Source organism: Oceaniovalibus guishaninsula JLT2003 (assembly GCF_000299575.1).
GTDB lineage: Bacteria > Pseudomonadota > Alphaproteobacteria > Rhodobacterales > Rhodobacteraceae > Palleronia > Palleronia guishaninsula.
The window spans coordinates 29,525-45,920 of sequence record NZ_AMGO01000052.1 but is presented as its reverse complement, the minus strand read 5'-3'; the positions used below and the strand labels follow the sequence as shown (position 1 = coordinate 45,920).

Genomic DNA, 16,396 nt, shown 5'->3' with positions numbered 1-16,396 from the left:
GTTGATCGCGAAGGCTAGGCCCCCGTCAGGGCAAGCGCAATCCGCTGCGGCGCGCGGCGCGGTCGATGGCCTGTTCGACCGCTAGCGGGGCGGCGTGGTGCGGCATGTGCCCCACGCCTTCAAGCCAGGTGAGATGCGCGTCCGGTATCTGGCGCGCCATCGGCGCGGCATGGACCTGCCCCGGCACGATCTCGTCTTCCATGCCATGCACGATTTCGACCGGAATCTCGATTTCGCCGTAATGCCGCGATAATTCGACCAGATGCGGCCGCAGGGTGTTCACCTGACGGGCATTGGCGATGAAACTTTGACGGCGAAGGGTCAGCGGGGCGCCGACCTGTTCAGCATAGCCCTCCGGCACCGCATTCGGCGTGAAGATGCTGTCGATCACCCAACGGACAAGGCCCGGTGTCGTCCAGGCGGTAATCAGCGGGACAAGCGTTGCATTGCCCAGCCGCGATCCGACAAGGTCGTAGACCGGACCCAGGCTTTCGCCCGGCCAGGGTTCCGTTGCGCCCGACAGGATCACCAGCGCGGCCGCATCGTGATGCACGCCCCATGCCATCGCAACGGCGCCGCCATAGGAATGCCCCAGGACGATGGGATGCTCGACCCCGATCCGGTCCGCGGCCGCGGCAAGAAGGGCGGCCTGCGCCTGTGGGCTGGACGCGCCGTTCGTGGCGATACGATCGGTATAGCCGAGGCCGGGGCGGTCGAATACAGTGACGCGATAGCGGTCGGTCACACGGTCCACGAAGGAAAAGGTCCAATCCCGTGTGCTGCCGCTGGCACCGTGGATCAGCACGAGGTCGGGTCCGTGTCCGCGCTGGACGTAGTGAACGCGTCGCCCCGATACCGTGACGAACCGGCCTTCGGGCGGATAGACCGCTTCGGCCGCATGTTTGCGCGCCGCGATGCGCCTGTCGAGAGCCGCGCAACCTTGAAGCGCCACCGCCGCGGCGGCCAGGCTAGCGGCCAATCTGATCGGTATCATAGGGCGTTGTCTGGTAAATCTGGTTGATCCAGTTGCCGTATAGAAGATGGGCATGACTGCGCCAGCGGTTCAGCGGCTTCTTCGCGGGATCGTCATCGGGATAATAGTTGCCGGGCACGTTGATCGCGACGCCGGCGGCGACATCGCGGTCGTATTCCTGCTTGAGCGTGTCGTCGTCGTATTCGAAATGATTGAGCACATAGACGGCCCGGTGTCCCGGATCCTCGACCAGCGCGGGGCCGGCCAGATCGCTGGACAGCAGCGTCCGCAGACCCTGCGCGCGGTCGATGTCGGGCTGGCGGATCTCGGTCCAGCGGCTGACGGGAATCACGCATTCGTCCGAGAAACCCCGCAGGAGGGGTGACGTAGTGTCGAGGTTGCGGTGCCGGTAGCAACCGAAAAGCTTGGCCGGCAACAGGTGTTTCGGCACATCGTGGAAATGCGCCATCATCGCCATGCCGCCCCAGCAGACGCCCATGGTCGAATGCACATGCGTCTGCGTCCAGTCCATGACGTCGCGCAGTTCGGCCCAATAGGTCACGTCCTCGAAATCGAGATGCTCGATCGGCGCTCCGGTCACGATCAGCCCGTCGAACCGTTCATCGCGTATGTCGCTGAACGGCCGATAGAACGCCTCCATGTGTTCGGCGGCGGTATTGCGGGTCTGATGTTCGCTCATGCGGATCAGGTTCAGGTCGATTTGCAGCGGTGTGGCACCGATCAGACGGGCAAACTGGTTTTCCGTCTGGATCTTCTTCGGCATCAGGTTCAGCAGGCCGATGCGAAGCGGCCGGATGTCCTGACGCGCGGCCTGATCCTCGGACATCACCATGACGCCCTCGCGTTGAAGCACGCTGAAGGCAGGCAGATCTTCGGGCAGTTTGATGGGCATGGCGGCGCTTTCAGGTTCGGTCGTCTATGGCGCGCTCGATCAGATCCTCGAATTGCACGGCATCCGTCACATCGGCCACGTCCTGCGCGCAGATCGTCACGCCACGTCGCGCCATGGCGGCATAGCGCGGCTGTCGATGGGCCAGCGCGCGGGCATAGGTCCAGCGGATGAACGCATCGGGATCGACGCAGCCTTCGGCCCGATCGGCGGTGTAGTCGGCCCAGGCATCGGCCAGAAACCGGGGCTGGTAATACATCGGTTTCGGCGCGCGGTCGAACCGGCGGATCAGCGATGCCGTGTGGTCGTCGCTGCCCGCGATCCAGACCGGCAGAAGCAAGCCGGACAGGTAGTCAAGCAGCGGATCGTCGGGATCGTCGGCGTCCACAACCTCGCAGATCGACCCGCCGGTGTCGCAGACGAAGTTATCGTAGTCATAGATGTCCTGCGCCCGGTCGATGAAGCGACCGACATCGTACAGCGCCTGAACCTCGGCCTGCCGATGCTGGTCCTGACGGGCGCAATATTCGGCGAGGGACAAACCGCCGCGGGCCGGGTCGCCCGGCTTGCCCAGATAGGTCGATAGCGGCGCAAGATTGTCGAACCGGATGTTGGAGCCGACGAAGATGCTGTCGCTCATCAGCAGCTCCCGCAGAAGCGGAACCTTCATCGCCTCGCGCTTGAAGTTGTCGGCGATGTATTCGCCCATGTATCGAGTGCCGATGCGATAATCGACGCTATAGTGAAACCATCTGCCGGTGTTGCGAAGAAGGTTGGCAAGATAGGTCTTGCCCAGCCCGGACATCCCGAACAGCATCACGCGCTTACGGGACGCACGGCGCCAGTCGTCTGAAGTCGGATAGATCATGGCGCGGGTCTTAGCGCGCTGCCGCAAGGGGGGGAAGGGGCGGCCCGTCTCGGTCCGCCCCGCCGCTTTTAAAACCGATAGCCGATCGAGAATCCGACGGCGGTGGCGTCGTTATCCTCGAACCGGGCACGGGCCACGTCGTCGCCGGTTTCGGGGCGCGCATCGTTGATCCAGATATAGCGCACGCCACCGGCGAGGTTGATCGCCTCGCTTACGTCGTAGCTAAGACCGAGAGCCAGCGACCGGCTGCCATTCGTCGGGGCGAGGGGCGAGACCAGATCGTTCGATTCGCGCGCATCGTAGCCGAAGGCAACCGATCCGCTGAGCTTTTCACTCAGGCGGCGACCGATCCCGATGGTGCCGCCCCAATTGTTTTCGATGCTGGTCAAGCTGTCGCCGTCCGTCGCCTGCGCGAAGAAATCGGGCGAAACCTTGGTGTCGTCATACCAGGCGTAACGAAGCGATCCGAAAAGCAGGGTGTCGGGCGCGATGCCTGTCTGGAAATCCAGATTGACGGCTTCGGGCGCTTCGACTTCGGTCACGCTGTCGCCGAATGCCCCGCCGGTGAGCGTGGCGATGTCTATGCCGTTTACCGATTCGGACGTGCGCAGATCGTGCGTGGTTTTGCTGTTGTAGGTCAACGCGACCCGCAGGGCGATCTCGGGCATCTCGTATGCCGCGCCGATGACGTAGCCCAGATCGCCGTCGCTGCCGAATTCGCCGCGATACCCGTTCAGCGTGGTCGGCGCGCCCGCGAAGGGCAGGCCGTAGGCCAGACCGCGCAAGCGAACATCGGCCTCGATCTCTTGGTAGCGCAAACCACCGTGAACGCTCCAGTTGTCGTCGAACTTGTATCGCAGCAGGGCCGTGATCGCGCGGCTGTCCACCGCGACCTCGGTCCCGCCGAAGCGCACGGACTTGCCTTCGTCGTAATGAACATCGACGCCATAGGGCTGGTCGAGGATCACGGCCATCGAGAGGCGATCGTTGAAGTCATACTTCAGGCCCAGCGCCACATTGTTGAAGTCGTCGGCGACGTTGCCGGACCGGGCCCCGCCCGGCGACGTCACCGGCCCCAAAGGTTGCGGCAGGTCGGTGCCGCTAACATCGGGGAAGAAACGCCCGAAGCTGAGCTGAGCGTAATTCCCATCCTCGAACAGGATGTCGATGTTCTGCGCCGACCGATCAAGGCCGATGGCATGCGCCATCAGCGGGCAAAGAGCGATTGCGGCAGCCGATCCCAGAAAAGTTTTCATGTGTCCCCCCGTGAATGTCGTTTGACGCCATTGGGCAGCCAAACTCTGAACGAAGGGTGAATAACCTTGCGTCACGATATGGAACCGCGGCGCACCGACGCTTTCGGGTCACAGTATTTCGATGGTCAAGCCTGGGTCGAGGTGCTGCTGCCGATCACTCCCATTCGATCGTGCCGGGCGGCTTGCTTGTGATGTCGTAGGTCACACGATTGATACCGCGCACCTCGTTGATGATTCGCGTGGCCGTTTCGCCCAGGAAGTCGTGCGAGAAGGGATAATAATCGGCCGTCATTCCATCCACCGACGTTACCGCCCGCAGCGCACAAGCATAGTCATAGGTACGCCCGTCGCCCATCACCCCGACCGTGCGAACGGGCAGCAGCGCGACAAAAGCCTGCCAGATGTCGTCGTAAAGACCGTGTCGGCGGATCTGGTCGATAAAGATGGCATCGGCTTCGCGCAGGATCGCCAGCTTTTCGCGGGTAATCGCGCCGGGACAGCGGATGGCGAGGCCGGGGCCGGGAAAGGGATGACGCCCGATGAAGTGATCGGGCAGGCCCAGTTCGCGGCCCAATTCTCGAACCTCGTCCTTGAACAGCTCCCGCAGAGGTTCGACCAGTTTCATCCCCATCTTTTCGGGCAGGCCGCCCACATTGTGATGGCTCTTGATCGTCACCGACGGTCCGCCCGAGAAGCTGACGCTTTCGATCACATCGGGGTAAAGCGTTCCCTGCGCCAGAAACTCGGCACCCCCCAGCGCATCGGCCTGTTTCTGAAAGACCTCGATGAAAAGCCGGCCGATGATCTTGCGCTTTTCCTCGGGGTCGCTGACGCCGTCCAGGGCGGACAAAAACAGGTCCGATTCGTCCAAGTGGATCAGCGGAAGGTTGTAATGGTCGCGGAACATGCCCGTGACCTGTTCCGATTCGCCTTTCCGCATCAGCCCGTGATCGACATAGACGCAGGTCAGCCGGTCGCCGATGGCTTCATGGATCAGCACCGCGGCAACCGACGAATCCACCCCGCCCGAGAGCGCGCAAATGACCCGGCCATCGCCGACCTGCTGCCGGATGGCGGCAATCGCCTGATCGCGATAGGCGCCCATGGTCCAGTCTCCGTCGAAGCCTGCAATCCTTACGAAGTTTTCCAGCAGGGTGCGGCCAGACGGGGTGTGGTGAACCTCGGGGTGGAACTGCACGGCGTAAAAGCGGCGCGCAGGGTCGGCCACGGCGGCGAAAGGGGCGCCGGGCGACGTTGCCGCGACCGCGAATCCCGGTGCAAGCCGCGCAACACGGTCGCCGTGGCTCATCCAGACCTGTTCCCTGTCCGCGGCGAACCAACCCTTCAGGAGATCGCTTTGCAGATCGGTGCGGCTGACGAACGCGCGCCCGAATTCGGCCGTGCCGGCGCCCCGTTCGACCGTGCCGCCCAGCATTTCCATCATTACCTGCTGGCCGTAGCAGATACCGAGGACCGGAACGCCAAGGTTGAAAACCGCGGGCGGAGGACGCGGGCTGTCCGCATCGGGGACGGATGCGGGGCCCCCTGACAGGATGACCGCCAGAGGGTCGAAATCCCTTAGAAATTCGTCAGTTACAACGTGAAATGGATGTATCTCGCAGTAGACGTTCAATTCGCGCAGGCGGCGCGCGATAAGCTGCGTCACCTGCGACCCGAAATCGACGATCAGCAGTTTCTGATGCGCGGCCTGATAGGCCGGGGCGATGGCGGTATCGGTCATGCGCGCGTCGTAGGGCAGGCCCGGTAGACGCGCAAGGCCGGCCGTTGCCGCCGTCAGCCCGAGACGAGCGTCAGCGCGGGTCGTGCCGGGCGTGCGGCACCGCCCTCCACCTCCTGCATGTGCAGCAGCCGCACCTCGCCCATCAAAGCCGTCAGAACGCCGACATGGCGGACGACATCATAGGCGGCATCCCCCGCGCGGCGCAGGTCATTCAGGTCCGACTCGATTTCGGCCAGCCGGCGCTGGCTTTCGGCGGGGGCGGGCGGACGCGCCGCTCCAAGCAGGCGGTGCAGCGCTTTGTCGCGGTCATGATGCTTCATCGCAATTCGGGCGGCCCGGACCAGAAGGGCAGGACGGTTGAGCCGAGGGGCGGCGGTCAGGGTCAGTTGCACAGGCAATCCTCCAGAAGATGCCTGACCTTTTGCACAACCCAGGGTTGCGTTGCGTTTCTCATGCAGTGCGCGAACGGATCCCTTGGGGTTCGTTAACCAAATCTTAGCAATGTGCCACAGGTCGGCCAAAGGTTGACGCGCGGTCCGGGCCTGCCGCCGCGAGCGTCAGGATCCCGCTTAAGACGCGCGCACCCGGCGGCCATCACGGTGCTTCGATCGAGGACGGACAGCAATGAAAGCGATGCGAAACGACTTGCCCGGCTGGGTGCCGGAAGCCGTGGACGCGTATCTGGCCCATGTCGTCGATGGAGAACCTATCCGGGCGGTCGCGCGGCGGTCGGGCTGTCATGCGTCCACCGTGCTGCGCCGGATCCGGCGCTGCGAAACCCGGCGCGACGACCCGCTGATCGACGCCGCGCTGAACCGTCTGATGCAGCGGCCCGACGGCCAAATTCCCTTTCAAACGACGAACGGAGTCCCCCACGTGACCAGACAAGCCCCCCGCGACCGCTTCATTCCCGACGATGGCGAGATTGCCGCCGAAGCACGGCGCATCCTGGCCAGACTGGTGGAACCGGGCGCCTGCCTGGCGCTGGCGGACGGGATGGAGACGGCCGTTGTCGTCCGCGAAATGGAAGACGGCGAGACCCTGCGGACCGGGACGGTGGACCGCCGTATCGCCGAGGCAATGGCGCTGAACAACTGGATCGGCGGCGGCGGTGCGGGACGGATCATGCGCTATCGCATCCGCCCTGCCGGTCGGGTGGCGCTGAAAGAGCTTCTGGGCAATGGGCGCGACGAAATCGCCGAACGGGGAAGAGCGCGGCGTCCGGTTCAAGCCGAAAGTCCGCTGACCGTCCTTTCCCGCCGCCGCGCCAGGGATGGCAGCCCGTTTCTAAGCCGCGATCTGGTGCGCGCGGGCGAACGTCTGCGTGAGGATTACGAACTGGCGCGGCTCGACAGCGGCCATGATCCGCTGGACGGCACGGATGCCGACCCTTCCGATACCGGACCCGCCGGGGCGCGGGCGCGCGTGGCCGCAGCCCTGGACGCGCTGGGACCGAGCCTGCGCAACGTCGTCCTTCGGGCATGCTGCCAACTGGAAGGATTGCAGGAGATCGAGCGCGAGCTGAACTTCACCGCGCGGTCGGCAAAGGTCATCCTGCGCATCGGTCTGGAGGGATTGAAGGAGCACTATGACGCGCAAGGAAAGTACGCGCCGCTGATCGGCTAGCTCGGGAGGGCTTTCGGCATGGCAGGGGCGCCCGAAGGCGCCCCTTTGTCGTATCGTCGGAACCTATTCCGCCGCTTCGACCGGCGTATCGGAATCGACCGGCAACGCATTCTCTTCCTTCGGAGATTTCGCCGCCGCCCTGACGCCGGCCTCGTAATCGGGGTGCACCCGGCCCAGGACGGCATACCACCGTTCCTTGACCGCATCCGAACAAGGCGCCATCGCGGCCGCCATGTTGGAGTGCAGCCGATCCCGTTCGGCCTGATCCATCACCTCGGTGTAAAGCGCGCGCGGCTGGACGTAATCCGCATCGACGTGGTCCTGATGATAGCGGTCCGCATCGCCGTCGATACGCAGCGGCGGTTCCTTGACCGACGGATCGGCAACCGGTCCGCCATACTGATTCGGCTCGTAATAGGCGTCGGGATTGCCGAAATCATTGGTGAAGAACCGCATAGGACCGTCCTTGTGATAGTGGTTCACATTGGCGGCCTTGGGCGCGTTCGCCGGCAGCATTTCGTAATGCGTGCCAAGCCGATAGCGATGCGCGTCGGCATAGCTGAAAACGCGCGCCTGAAGCATCTTGTCGGGGCTGTAGCCGATGCCCGGCACCACGTTGCTGGGCGAATAGGCCGCGTTCTCGACCATCTGGAAATAGTTGTCGGGGTTGCGGTTCATCTCCAGCTCGCCGACCTCGATCAAGGGGAAGGCGCCGTGGGGCCAGACCTTCGTCAGATCGAAGGGATTGAAGTCCTGCTTGTCGGCGTCGGCCTCGGGCATGATCTGGACGAACATCGTCCATTTCGGGAAGTTGCCCGTGTCGATCGCGTTATAGAGGTCTTCCTGCGTCGCCTCGCGCGTCCTGCCGATGACTTCCTCGGCTTCCTTGTTGGTATAATACTTGTGGCCTTGCTGGGTCTTGAAGTGGAACTTGACCCAGAAACGCTCGCCCGCCTCGTTCCAGAAGCTGAATGTATGGCTGCCGTAACCGTTCATGTGCATCGGATTCACGGGAATCCCGCGGTCGGACATCAGGATCGTGACCTGGTGCACCGATTCGGGTTGCGCAGCCCAGAAATCGAACATCGCCTCGGGCGAGCGCATGTTGGTCTTCGGATGCCGTTTCTGCGTGCGGATGAAGTCGGGAAACTTGTAGGCGTCGCGCACGAAGAAGATCGGCGTGTTGTTGCCCACCAGATCCCAGTTTCCGTCGGGCGTATAAAACTTGAGGCTGAAACCGCGCACGTCGCGTTCGGTATCGGCGGCGCCCATCTCGCCGGCGACGGTGGACCAGCGCGCCAGCACCTCGGTCGTGGTTCCGGGGCGGAAGACCTTGGCACAGGTATACTTCGTGATGTCATGGGTGACAGTGAACTTGCCCTGCGCGCCCCAGCCCTTGGCGTGAACCGCCCGCTCGGGGATGCGTTCGCGGTTCTGATGGGCCAGCTTCTCGATCAGTTGGTAATCCTGCAACAGAACAGGGCCGCGGCGGCCGGCGGTCTGGCTGGTGTCGTTGGATGGGACGGGGCGCCCCCGGTCGTCGTCAGGCGGGGTTTGTCGGACATAACGATGCCTCCTTAGCTTTGCGGAATTTGGAAGTATTCTAATCTTTTGGGCTCTAGAAGGGAAGGGCGAGGGCCGATTTGCCGCGCCGGCGACATGCCCGTCTTGCCGTCGGGGCATTGGACAAGGAGACCGCGCGAGTTTATCACATCGGGTATCCCCGAAAGGATACCGAACGATGCCCCGCGACCTGAAGATCCCCGATCAGCGTCATCCCGAAAAGGCGCGCCGCGCGGAAACCCCGCGCCTGAAAAAGCCCGACTGGATCCGCGTCAAGGCCCCCACCGGCGACGGCTATCGCGCCACGCGCGAGATCATGCGCGAAAACCGCCTGGTGACGGTGTGCGAGGAAGCCGGCTGTCCCAATGTGGGCGAATGCTGGAGCCAGGGGCACGCCACCATGATGATCATGGGCGAGATCTGCACGCGCGGCTGCACGTTCTGCAATGTGGCGACGGGACGTCCCGACGCGCTCGATGTGTTCGAACCGGGGCGCGTGGCCGATGCCGTGATGAAGCTGGGGCTCAAGCACGTCGTCATCACGTCCGTGGACCGCGACGATGTCGAGGATGGCGGGGCGGAGCATATCGCCCAGACAATCCGCGCGACCCGTCGCAAGTCGCCCGGCACCACGATCGAGGTTCTGACGCCCGATTTCCTGCGCTGCGCCGACAGTGCGCTGGAAACGGTGGTCGCCGCCCGGCCGGATGTCTTCAATCACAATCTCGAAACCGTTCCGGGCCTTTATCCGACCGTCCGCCCCGGCGCGCGGTATTTTCATTCCCTGCGCCTGTTGCAGCGGGTGAAGGAACTGGATCCGTCGATGTTCACCAAATCGGGGATCATGGTCGGTCTTGGCGAGGATGCGCAGGCAGTGCGGCAGGTGATGGACGACATGCGTGCTGCCGATGTCGATTTCCTGACCGTTGGACAGTATCTGCAGCCGACGCCAAAGCATCATGCCGTTGCACGCTTTGTAACCCCCGAGGAATTTGCCGCCTATGAAAAGGCTGCCTGGGGAAAGGGTTTCCTGATGGTGTCGGCATCGCCGCTTACCCGGTCCAGTTATCACGCGGGTGCCGACTTCGAACGGTTGCGCGCGGCACGGATCGCCGCCATCGGCTGATCGGACCCGCGCCGACCCTTCGCGCGTAGGACAGCGATGCAGGCTAAAGCGGTATTCCTAGTAATCTGTGCGGCATTCGCTGGGTTCGGCGCCGCCATCGGCTGGTGGTTCGCGCCGGTGATCGAGAGAGTTGTTTTCGACAGCAATGCCGCCCCGGCCCCCATCCTCGCCCGTGGCGACCTGGCCGAGAACGAAGCCGCCACAATCGCCCTTTTCGAAAGTGCGCGCGGATCGGTCGTATTCATCGCCACCACGACGGCGGCGCACGACTTCTGGCGCCGCCGCACTTACGAGACGCCGCGCGGGACAGGGTCGGGTTTTGTCTGGGACGACCGCGGCCATATAGTCACCAACGCGCATGTCATCGCCAACGCGAACCGTGCCACGGTGCGTCTTGCCGATGGCGGCGCCTATCCTGCGCGGCTTGTCGGTATCGACCGGACGCACGATCTGGCTGTGCTGCGGATCGATACACGCGGTGTGCCGTTGTTACCGGTTGCGTTGGGCACCAGTGCCGACCTGCGCGTCGGTCAGACCGTTTTTGCCATCGGCAATCCCTTCGGGCTCGACTTCACGCTGACGACCGGGATCATTTCAGCCTTGGAACGCGAACTTCCGGGCGAGGGCAGCATCGTCATCCGGGGACTGGTGCAGACCGATGCCGCCATCAACCCCGGCAATTCGGGCGGTCCGCTGCTGGATTCCGCCGGCAGGCTGATCGGCGTCAACACGGCCATCTATAGTCCCTCGGGCGCATCCGCCGGGATCGGGTTCGCGGTGCCGGTGGATACCGTCAACCGGGTCGTGCCTCAATTGATCGCGCGCGGGCGTTACAGCCCGCCGGGCATGGGTATCGTCACCGATCCGAGGGCCGATGCGTTACTGGCTCGGACCGGTCGCAGGGGTGCGGTGGTTCTGGCTGTCGAAGAAGGATCGCCGGCGGCCGAGGCCGGTATCGTCGCCGCGCGCCTGATGCGAAACGGCAATCTGGTGCCAGGGGACATTATCGTCGGCATCGACGATCACGATATTTCTACCGGATCGGAGCTTTCGGCGACGCTCGACCGCTATCGGGCCGGTCAATCCGTCACAGTCCACCTGTTGCGCGACGGGCGTCGTCAGCAGGTGGACATCGTTTTGCAAAGCGAAGCCTGAGGGCGTGTCAGCTGCCCCATTGGCGGACACTGCCGCAGTCCATATGCACGAAATCCGATGACGAATAACGCCCGACGCCGCCCGCTTTGCAGGCCGACGCGGCCTTGAACATCTGCCCGACGGAACGCGACCGCAGCCGCAGATCGGCGGCCTGGCCCTTCAGGTGCAGCGAATTGCGCGCCACACCGCTGGACCTGGCGCGCAGCATCGCGTTGGTCTCGGGCGACCGGTATCCCGACAGCAGCATGTAGGGTTCGGACGTGTCGAGCAGATTGTGCGCCGCGGCCATGATGTCCACGGTGCGCGCGTCGATATTCATCATCTTGTTGTTGCGCCAGTCCCGCATGAACAACGTCACTTCCTGCAACGCTTCGGGGATATAATCGCCCTCGATCCAGTAGATCGTGTCGAGGCTTTCGCCGGTTCGACCCGAATACATCTTGATCCGGCGAACGTCGCCGGCACCGCGCAGGATCCCGAAGGCCTGCGAATAGGTCGGTGCGGCGGCGCAGGCCGTCGCGGCAAAGGCACCCAGAAGGGCGCGTCGGGTCAGACCCGAGGTTGTGGTCACTGTCATGTTGCTACCGTGTCCCGCTCGTTGCTTACCGTTTGCCGCTTGTGTCGCGGCTTGCTGCCAGCTTGCCTCAACTGCCCGCTTTCTATGACACGGCGTCGTGAGCCGACCAAGCTTTCTGATCCTTCGCAGTCACGATTGTAGATCTTGTCGGCAAAAAATTGCTTAACGCCGATAGCGGCGTGATTCGCCTCTGAGGCGAGCGAGGTGCGGCATCCCTGCCGCATCTTTCCGCCTGCTGTCCGCGCGGCGTTCTTTTTCGGCGGCGCTTACCCGGCGCTTACGGTCTATCGTTCAAACCGTTCATGAGGAGCGCCGGAACACCATCACCGGCGCGGCGATCGGAGTTTGCGTCGATGAGAAAAACGATCCGGGGATCCGTGGCCGCGCTGGCTGTTGCTGCGACGCTACTATCGGCATCGCACGTTTCGGCAGGCGTGACGGCGTTCGGATTGGCCGTCGCCGAAGCGTCGGCCGACGATTCGGATCTGGCCGCCTATTATCGCGACGGCGCGTATCGGCCACTTTGGGTCGGTTCGGAACCAGCGGCCCTCGCGCGCCGCGCGGCGTTGCTGCGGGCGCTGGACGGGGCGCACCGGCATGGATTGCCCGCCGGCAGATACGGGGGCGAAAAACTGCAAGCGCTGCTGGCAACGACCGTTACGGAAGACGACCGTGGCAAGGCCGAGATCGCGCTGTCCAAGGCATTTCTCGCCTATGCCCGTAACATCCAGTCCGGCGTGCTTGTCCCGAACGATGTGGTTCCGGCGATCAAGCGCGAACCACCCCGCCGCACGGTCGCCGATCTGATGGAGGCTTTGCGGACCAAGCCGGCGGACCGTCTGTTCCGTGACCTGCTGCCGCGATCGTCCGAATACATACGGCTGTTTCGCGAAAAGGCCGCGCTGGAAGCCGTTATCGCCGCAGGCGATTGGGGTTCACCGTTGCCGGAACGAACCCTCGCACCCGGACAAAGCGGCGCCGATGTCACCGCCCTGCGCGACCGCCTGACCACCCTCGGTTATCTGCCCCGATCCGCCGCTTCCCGCTTCGACGAATCCATGACCGACGCCGTTCGCGCGTTTCAGACGGATATTGGCGTGCCGCCAGACGGCGTTGTCGGGGGGGCGACGCTTGCCGGACTGAACGTCGATCCGCTGACCCGGCTGCAATCCGTCATCGTCGCAATGGAGCGTGAGCGCTGGATGCCGCGCGACCTTGGAAGCCGTCATATCCGCGTGAACCTGACGGATTTCCAGGCCGCCATCATCGAGGCGGACGAGGTGGTGTTCGTGACCCGATCGGTTATCGGCGCGCGCAGCGGCGGGCGGGAAACACCCGAATTCTCGGACGAGATGGATCATATGGTGGTCAATCCCAGCTGGTATGTCCCGCGATCCATCGTCGTGGGCGAATACCTGCCCGTGCTGCGCGGCAACCCCTTTGCGCTGTCGCACATGCAGATCACCGACCGCTCTGGCCGACCGGTCCCGCGTGCCGGGGGCTTTTCGCGCTATACGGCCAGCTCGTTTCCCTATTCCATGCGGCAGCCGCCGGGCGACGGCAATGCGCTTGGCCGCGTGAAGTTCATGTTTCCGAACAAATATAACATCTATCTACATGATACGCCGTCGAAAAGCCTGTTCGACCGGGACGTGCGGGCCTTCTCGCACGGATGCGTCCGGTTGAACGATCCTTTCGATTTCGCCTACGAACTGCTGAGCATGCAGTCGGACCAGCCCGAGGCGCTGTTTCAGTCCCATCTGCGCACGGGGCGCGAGACCCGGATCGACCTCGAACGTCCGGTTCCCGTCCATCTGATCTACCGCACGGCCATCGCCAAACCCAACGGCGGCATGCAGTATCGCGACGACGTCTATGGGCGCGACGCGGCAATCCTCGAGGCGTTGATCCGGGCCGGGGTGGCGCTGCCATTGCCGCGCAGCTAGTCTGGGTCGGACCGACGATCAGGAATAGTGCGAGCGATGAAAATTCGGGTCTCTGAACTTGCCAAGGCATTGGGCGCGCGGCTGGAAGGCGATGGCACGATCGTCGTTTCAGGGGCGACCGAGCCTGCCGATGCGGGCCCCGACGACCTGGCCTTGGCCATGGCCCCGGCCTATGCCGATGGCGTGCCCAAGGGCCGCGCGCGGGCGGCGATCCTGTGGCCCGGCGCGGATTGGACGGCGCTGGGGTTGCAGGCGGCGATCTTCGTGCCGCGGGCCCGCCTTGCAATGGCGCAGGTCACGGCAATGCTCGATCCCGGTCCGCATCTTCCTGCGGGCATTCATCCCACGGCCCTGGTCGATTCCAGCGCCCGGATCGGCCCTGGCGCGGCCATCGGTCCCTATACCTGCATCGGGCCGAATGTTCGGATCGGCGCGCGCTGTCGGATCGTCGCCCATGTCACCATCGGTGCGGACACGGTCATCGGCGACGATGCCCTGATGTCCGCCGGCACACGGATCGGCGACCGCGTCGTGATCGGCGACCGTTTCGTCGCCCAGCCCGGCGCGGTGGTCGGCGCCGACGGGCTGTCCTTCGTCACCCCCGAGAAATCGGGTGTCGAGGAAGTGCGCGAAAGTCTTGGCGCGCGGGGCGAAATCAGGCCGCAGGGCTGGTCGCGCATCCATTCGCTGGGAACGGTCATCGTCGGCAACGACGTGGAACTCGGCGCCAATTCCTGCATTGACCGCGGTACCATTCGCGCCACGAGAGTCGGCGACGGATGCAAGATCGACAACCTTGTGCATATCGCCCACAATGTCGTCATGGGGCGCGATTGCCTGCTGGCCGCGCTGACCGGGATCGCCGGATCGACCGTGGTCGGCGACCGCTGCGTCTTTGGCGGCGCGTCGGGTATCGCGGATAATGTGCAGATCGGCGACGATGTCATAATCACCGGCGGCACCAAGGTGCTCTCGAATGTGCCTGCGGGTCGGGTGATGATGGGCTACCCCGCTGTCCGCATGGATCAGAATGTCGACATGTACAAGGCGCTGCGGCGGTTGCCGCGCCTGCTGCGCGATCTGGGCAGCCGGCAGAAAGCGGTTCCAAATGCGGGTCCGAATGACTAGATCGGCGCCAGTCAGGGAACGGACGGGCGCATGGCCGACGAAATCAGGCAAAGGGTGATCGAGATCATCGCCGAGCAGGCGCTGGTCGACGTGTCGGATGTTTCGATGGACCAGTCGCCGGCCGATCTGGGCATCGATTCCATGGGGCTGGTCGAATCCATCTTCGCGCTCGAGGAATCGTTCGACATCCAGATTCCGTTCAACGCCAACGATCCGCAGGCCGGCGATTTCGACATTTCCACGGTGGCGTCCATCATCGGCGCGGTCGAGGGTCTGGTGGCGGCCCAGCGTTCGTGAGGCGGGTGGTCATCACCGGGGCCGGAACGATCAACCCCCTGGGCCACGATGTCGCGTCGACGCTGACCGCCATGTGCGAGGGGCGATGCGGTATCGGGCCGCTGGACATCCCCCTGATCGACCGCCTTACAGTGCGCATCGGCGCGCAGGTCCGCGGTTACGACGAAACGGCGCATTTCGACCGCCCGCAGCTTTCCCTTTACGACCGCTTCACCCAGTTCGCCCTGCTGTCCGCGCAGGAGGCTGTGGAACAATCGGGGCTTTCCTTCGACGGCGCATTGTCGGAACGGGCCGGTGTCGTGGTCGGCACGTCCGGGGGCGGTCTGAACACCCAGGACGACAATTACCGCGCCGTCTATGAGGCGGGCAAGGACCGGGTGCATCCCTTCGTCGTTCCGAAACTGATGAACAGCGCCGCCGCCGCGCATATCTCGATCCGGCACAATCTGCGCGGCCCGTCCTTCACGGTATCGAGCGCCTGCGCCTCGTCCAATCACGCGATGGGACAGGCGCTGGCGCTGATCCGCGCGGGCATGGCCGACGCGATGCTGACCGGCGGGTCCGAGGCGATGTTGTGCTTTGGCGGGGTGAAGGCCTGGGAAGGCCTGCGTGTCATGTCGAAAACCGGGTGCCGTCCGTTTTCCGCCGATCGCGACGGCATGGTGCAGGGCGAGGGCGCGGGCATCTTCGTCTTCGAGGAACGCGAACATGCCATGCGTCGCGGCGCGGCGATCTTGGCCGAAGTCGCCGGTTTCGCCATGAGTTCGGATGCGGCGGACATCGTGGCACCCAGCCGCGACGGTGCGGCACGCGCGCTTGCCGGCGCGATGCGCGATGCGGGCGTGGCGCCGGACAATGTGGGATATATCAACGCGCACGGCACCGGGACGACGGCGAACGACCGCACGGAATGCGCGGCCGTCATGGAGGTGTTCGGCCCCCATGCGCCGCAAGTCGCGATCTCGTCCACCAAGTCGATGCACGGTCATCTGATCGGGGGCACCGGCGCGGTGGAATTGCTGGCCTGCATCCTGGCATTGCGCGACGGGGTGATCGCCCCGACGATCGGTCATCGGCGCGCCGATCCCGATTGTGCGCTGGATGTCGTTCCCAACGTGGCGCGCGAGGCCGATGTCGGTGTCGCGTTGTCGAACGCCTTCGCCTTCGGCGGCATGAATGCCGTCATCGCCCTGCGCCGGGCCTGAGCGGACGGGCGGGGCGCTGCCTGCG

At 64.3% G+C, this 16,396-nt stretch carries 15 protein-coding genes; 7 read left to right on the top strand and 8 right to left on the bottom strand.

What is annotated here, in order from left to right; genetic code table 11:
- Positions 1-25: 25 nt before the first annotated feature.
- From OCGS_RS11380 to OCGS_RS11355, 6 genes are all read right to left on the bottom strand, one after another.
- Positions 26-994 carry an alpha/beta fold hydrolase gene (locus tag OCGS_RS11380; RefSeq protein WP_007427391.1) on the bottom strand — a complete coding sequence of 323 codons (969 nt, stop codon included), beginning with the start codon at positions 992-994 and terminating at the stop codon, positions 26-28.
- On the bottom strand, positions 969-1,886 hold the full coding sequence (gene metA, locus OCGS_RS11375) for a homoserine O-acetyltransferase MetA (RefSeq protein ID WP_007427390.1): 918 nt from the start codon (positions 1,884-1,886) through the stop codon (positions 969-971). Before metA ends, OCGS_RS11380 begins: the two co-directional genes overlap by 26 nt.
- Positions 1,887-1,896: 10 nt before the next feature.
- Positions 1,897-2,751 carry a hypothetical protein gene (locus tag OCGS_RS11370; RefSeq protein ID WP_007427389.1) on the bottom strand — a complete coding sequence of 285 codons (855 nt, stop codon included), beginning with the start codon at positions 2,749-2,751 and terminating at the stop codon, positions 1,897-1,899.
- A 68-nt stretch (positions 2,752-2,819) separates the two neighbouring features.
- Positions 2,820-4,007, bottom strand: coding sequence for an OmpP1/FadL family transporter (locus OCGS_RS11365; protein ID WP_007427388.1), 1,188 nt, complete (start codon positions 4,005-4,007; stop codon positions 2,820-2,822).
- 154 nt (positions 4,008-4,161) lie between these two features.
- Complete coding sequence (guaA, locus tag OCGS_RS11360; RefSeq protein ID WP_007427387.1) at positions 4,162-5,748, bottom strand: glutamine-hydrolyzing GMP synthase; 1,587 nt, start codon at positions 5,746-5,748, stop codon at positions 4,162-4,164.
- Between the two features lie 53 nt (positions 5,749-5,801).
- Positions 5,802-6,140, bottom strand: a complete 339-nt coding sequence (locus tag OCGS_RS11355; RefSeq protein ID WP_007427386.1) for a DUF6477 family protein — start codon at positions 6,138-6,140, stop codon at positions 5,802-5,804.
- Positions 6,141-6,372: 232 nt separating this feature from the next.
- On the opposite strand from OCGS_RS11355, the gene OCGS_RS11350 reads away from it, so the two are divergent.
- Entirely contained in the window at positions 6,373-7,374 is a 1,002-nt protein-coding gene (locus OCGS_RS11350; RefSeq protein WP_007427385.1) for a DUF6456 domain-containing protein, read from the top strand.
- Positions 7,375-7,437: 63 nt separating this feature from the next.
- Here OCGS_RS11350 and OCGS_RS11345 read toward each other — a convergent pair whose 3' ends face one another.
- On the bottom strand, positions 7,438-8,976 hold the full coding sequence (locus OCGS_RS11345) for a catalase (protein WP_476638833.1): 1,539 nt from the start codon (positions 8,974-8,976) through the stop codon (positions 7,438-7,440).
- Between the two features lie 139 nt (positions 8,977-9,115).
- On the opposite strand from OCGS_RS11345, the gene lipA reads away from it, so the two are divergent.
- Together lipA and OCGS_RS11335 are read left to right on the top strand one after the other, a co-directional pair.
- On the top strand, positions 9,116-10,063 hold the full coding sequence (gene lipA / locus OCGS_RS11340) for a lipoyl synthase (RefSeq protein WP_007427383.1): 948 nt from the start codon (positions 9,116-9,118) through the stop codon (positions 10,061-10,063).
- A gap of 36 nt (positions 10,064-10,099) precedes the next feature.
- A complete protein-coding gene (locus OCGS_RS11335; protein WP_007427382.1) occupies positions 10,100-11,218 on the top strand; it encodes a S1C family serine protease in 1,119 nt (372 codons plus the stop codon).
- 7 nt (positions 11,219-11,225) lie between these two features.
- On the opposite strand, the gene mepK is transcribed toward OCGS_RS11335, so the two are convergent.
- Positions 11,226-11,795 (bottom strand): peptidoglycan L,D-endopeptidase MepK, encoded by a 570-nt coding sequence (mepK, locus tag OCGS_RS11330; protein ID WP_040610969.1) that lies wholly within the window; start codon positions 11,793-11,795, stop codon positions 11,226-11,228.
- A gap of 353 nt (positions 11,796-12,148) precedes the next feature.
- On the opposite strand from mepK, the gene OCGS_RS11325 reads away from it, so the two are divergent.
- From OCGS_RS11325 to OCGS_RS11310, 4 genes are read left to right on the top strand one after another with little or no spacing between them, the layout of a single operon-like run.
- Positions 12,149-13,741, top strand: coding sequence for a L,D-transpeptidase family protein (locus OCGS_RS11325; protein WP_007427380.1), 1,593 nt, complete (start codon positions 12,149-12,151; stop codon positions 13,739-13,741).
- Between the two features lie 36 nt (positions 13,742-13,777).
- Positions 13,778-14,869 (top strand): UDP-3-O-(3-hydroxymyristoyl)glucosamine N-acyltransferase, encoded by a 1,092-nt coding sequence (gene lpxD, locus OCGS_RS11320; protein ID WP_007427379.1) that lies wholly within the window; start codon positions 13,778-13,780, stop codon positions 14,867-14,869.
- 30 nt (positions 14,870-14,899) lie between these two features.
- Positions 14,900-15,166 carry an acyl carrier protein gene (locus OCGS_RS11315; protein ID WP_007427378.1) on the top strand — a complete coding sequence of 89 codons (267 nt, stop codon included), beginning with the start codon at positions 14,900-14,902 and terminating at the stop codon, positions 15,164-15,166.
- Positions 15,163-16,371, top strand: coding sequence for a beta-ketoacyl-[acyl-carrier-protein] synthase family protein (locus OCGS_RS11310; protein ID WP_040610968.1), 1,209 nt, complete (start codon positions 15,163-15,165; stop codon positions 16,369-16,371). Before OCGS_RS11315 ends, OCGS_RS11310 begins: the two co-directional genes overlap by 4 nt.
- The last annotated feature ends 25 nt before the right edge of the window (positions 16,372-16,396 follow it).

Coding starts and splice junctions, on each gene's coding strand:
- OCGS_RS11380 (WP_007427391.1), bottom strand. CDS start 994: ATGATACCGATCAGATTGGCCGCTAGCCTGGCCGCCGCGGCGGTGGCG.
- metA (WP_007427390.1), bottom strand. CDS start 1,886: ATGCCCATCAAACTGCCCGAAGATCTGCCTGCCTTCAGCGTGCTTCAA.
- OCGS_RS11370 (WP_007427389.1), bottom strand. CDS start 2,751: ATGATCTATCCGACTTCAGACGACTGGCGCCGTGCGTCCCGTAAGCGC.
- OCGS_RS11365 (WP_007427388.1), bottom strand. CDS start 4,007: ATGAAAACTTTTCTGGGATCGGCTGCCGCAATCGCTCTTTGCCCGCTG.
- guaA (WP_007427387.1), bottom strand. CDS start 5,748: ATGACCGATACCGCCATCGCCCCGGCCTATCAGGCCGCGCATCAGAAA.
- OCGS_RS11350 (WP_007427385.1), top strand. CDS start 6,373: ATGAAAGCGATGCGAAACGACTTGCCCGGCTGGGTGCCGGAAGCCGTG.
- lipA (WP_007427383.1), top strand. CDS start 9,116: ATGCCCCGCGACCTGAAGATCCCCGATCAGCGTCATCCCGAAAAGGCG.
- OCGS_RS11335 (WP_007427382.1), top strand. CDS start 10,100: ATGCAGGCTAAAGCGGTATTCCTAGTAATCTGTGCGGCATTCGCTGGG.
- mepK (WP_040610969.1), bottom strand. CDS start 11,795: ATGACAGTGACCACAACCTCGGGTCTGACCCGACGCGCCCTTCTGGGT.
- OCGS_RS11325 (WP_007427380.1), top strand. CDS start 12,149: ATGAGAAAAACGATCCGGGGATCCGTGGCCGCGCTGGCTGTTGCTGCG.
- lpxD (WP_007427379.1), top strand. CDS start 13,778: ATGAAAATTCGGGTCTCTGAACTTGCCAAGGCATTGGGCGCGCGGCTG.
- OCGS_RS11315 (WP_007427378.1), top strand. CDS start 14,900: ATGGCCGACGAAATCAGGCAAAGGGTGATCGAGATCATCGCCGAGCAG.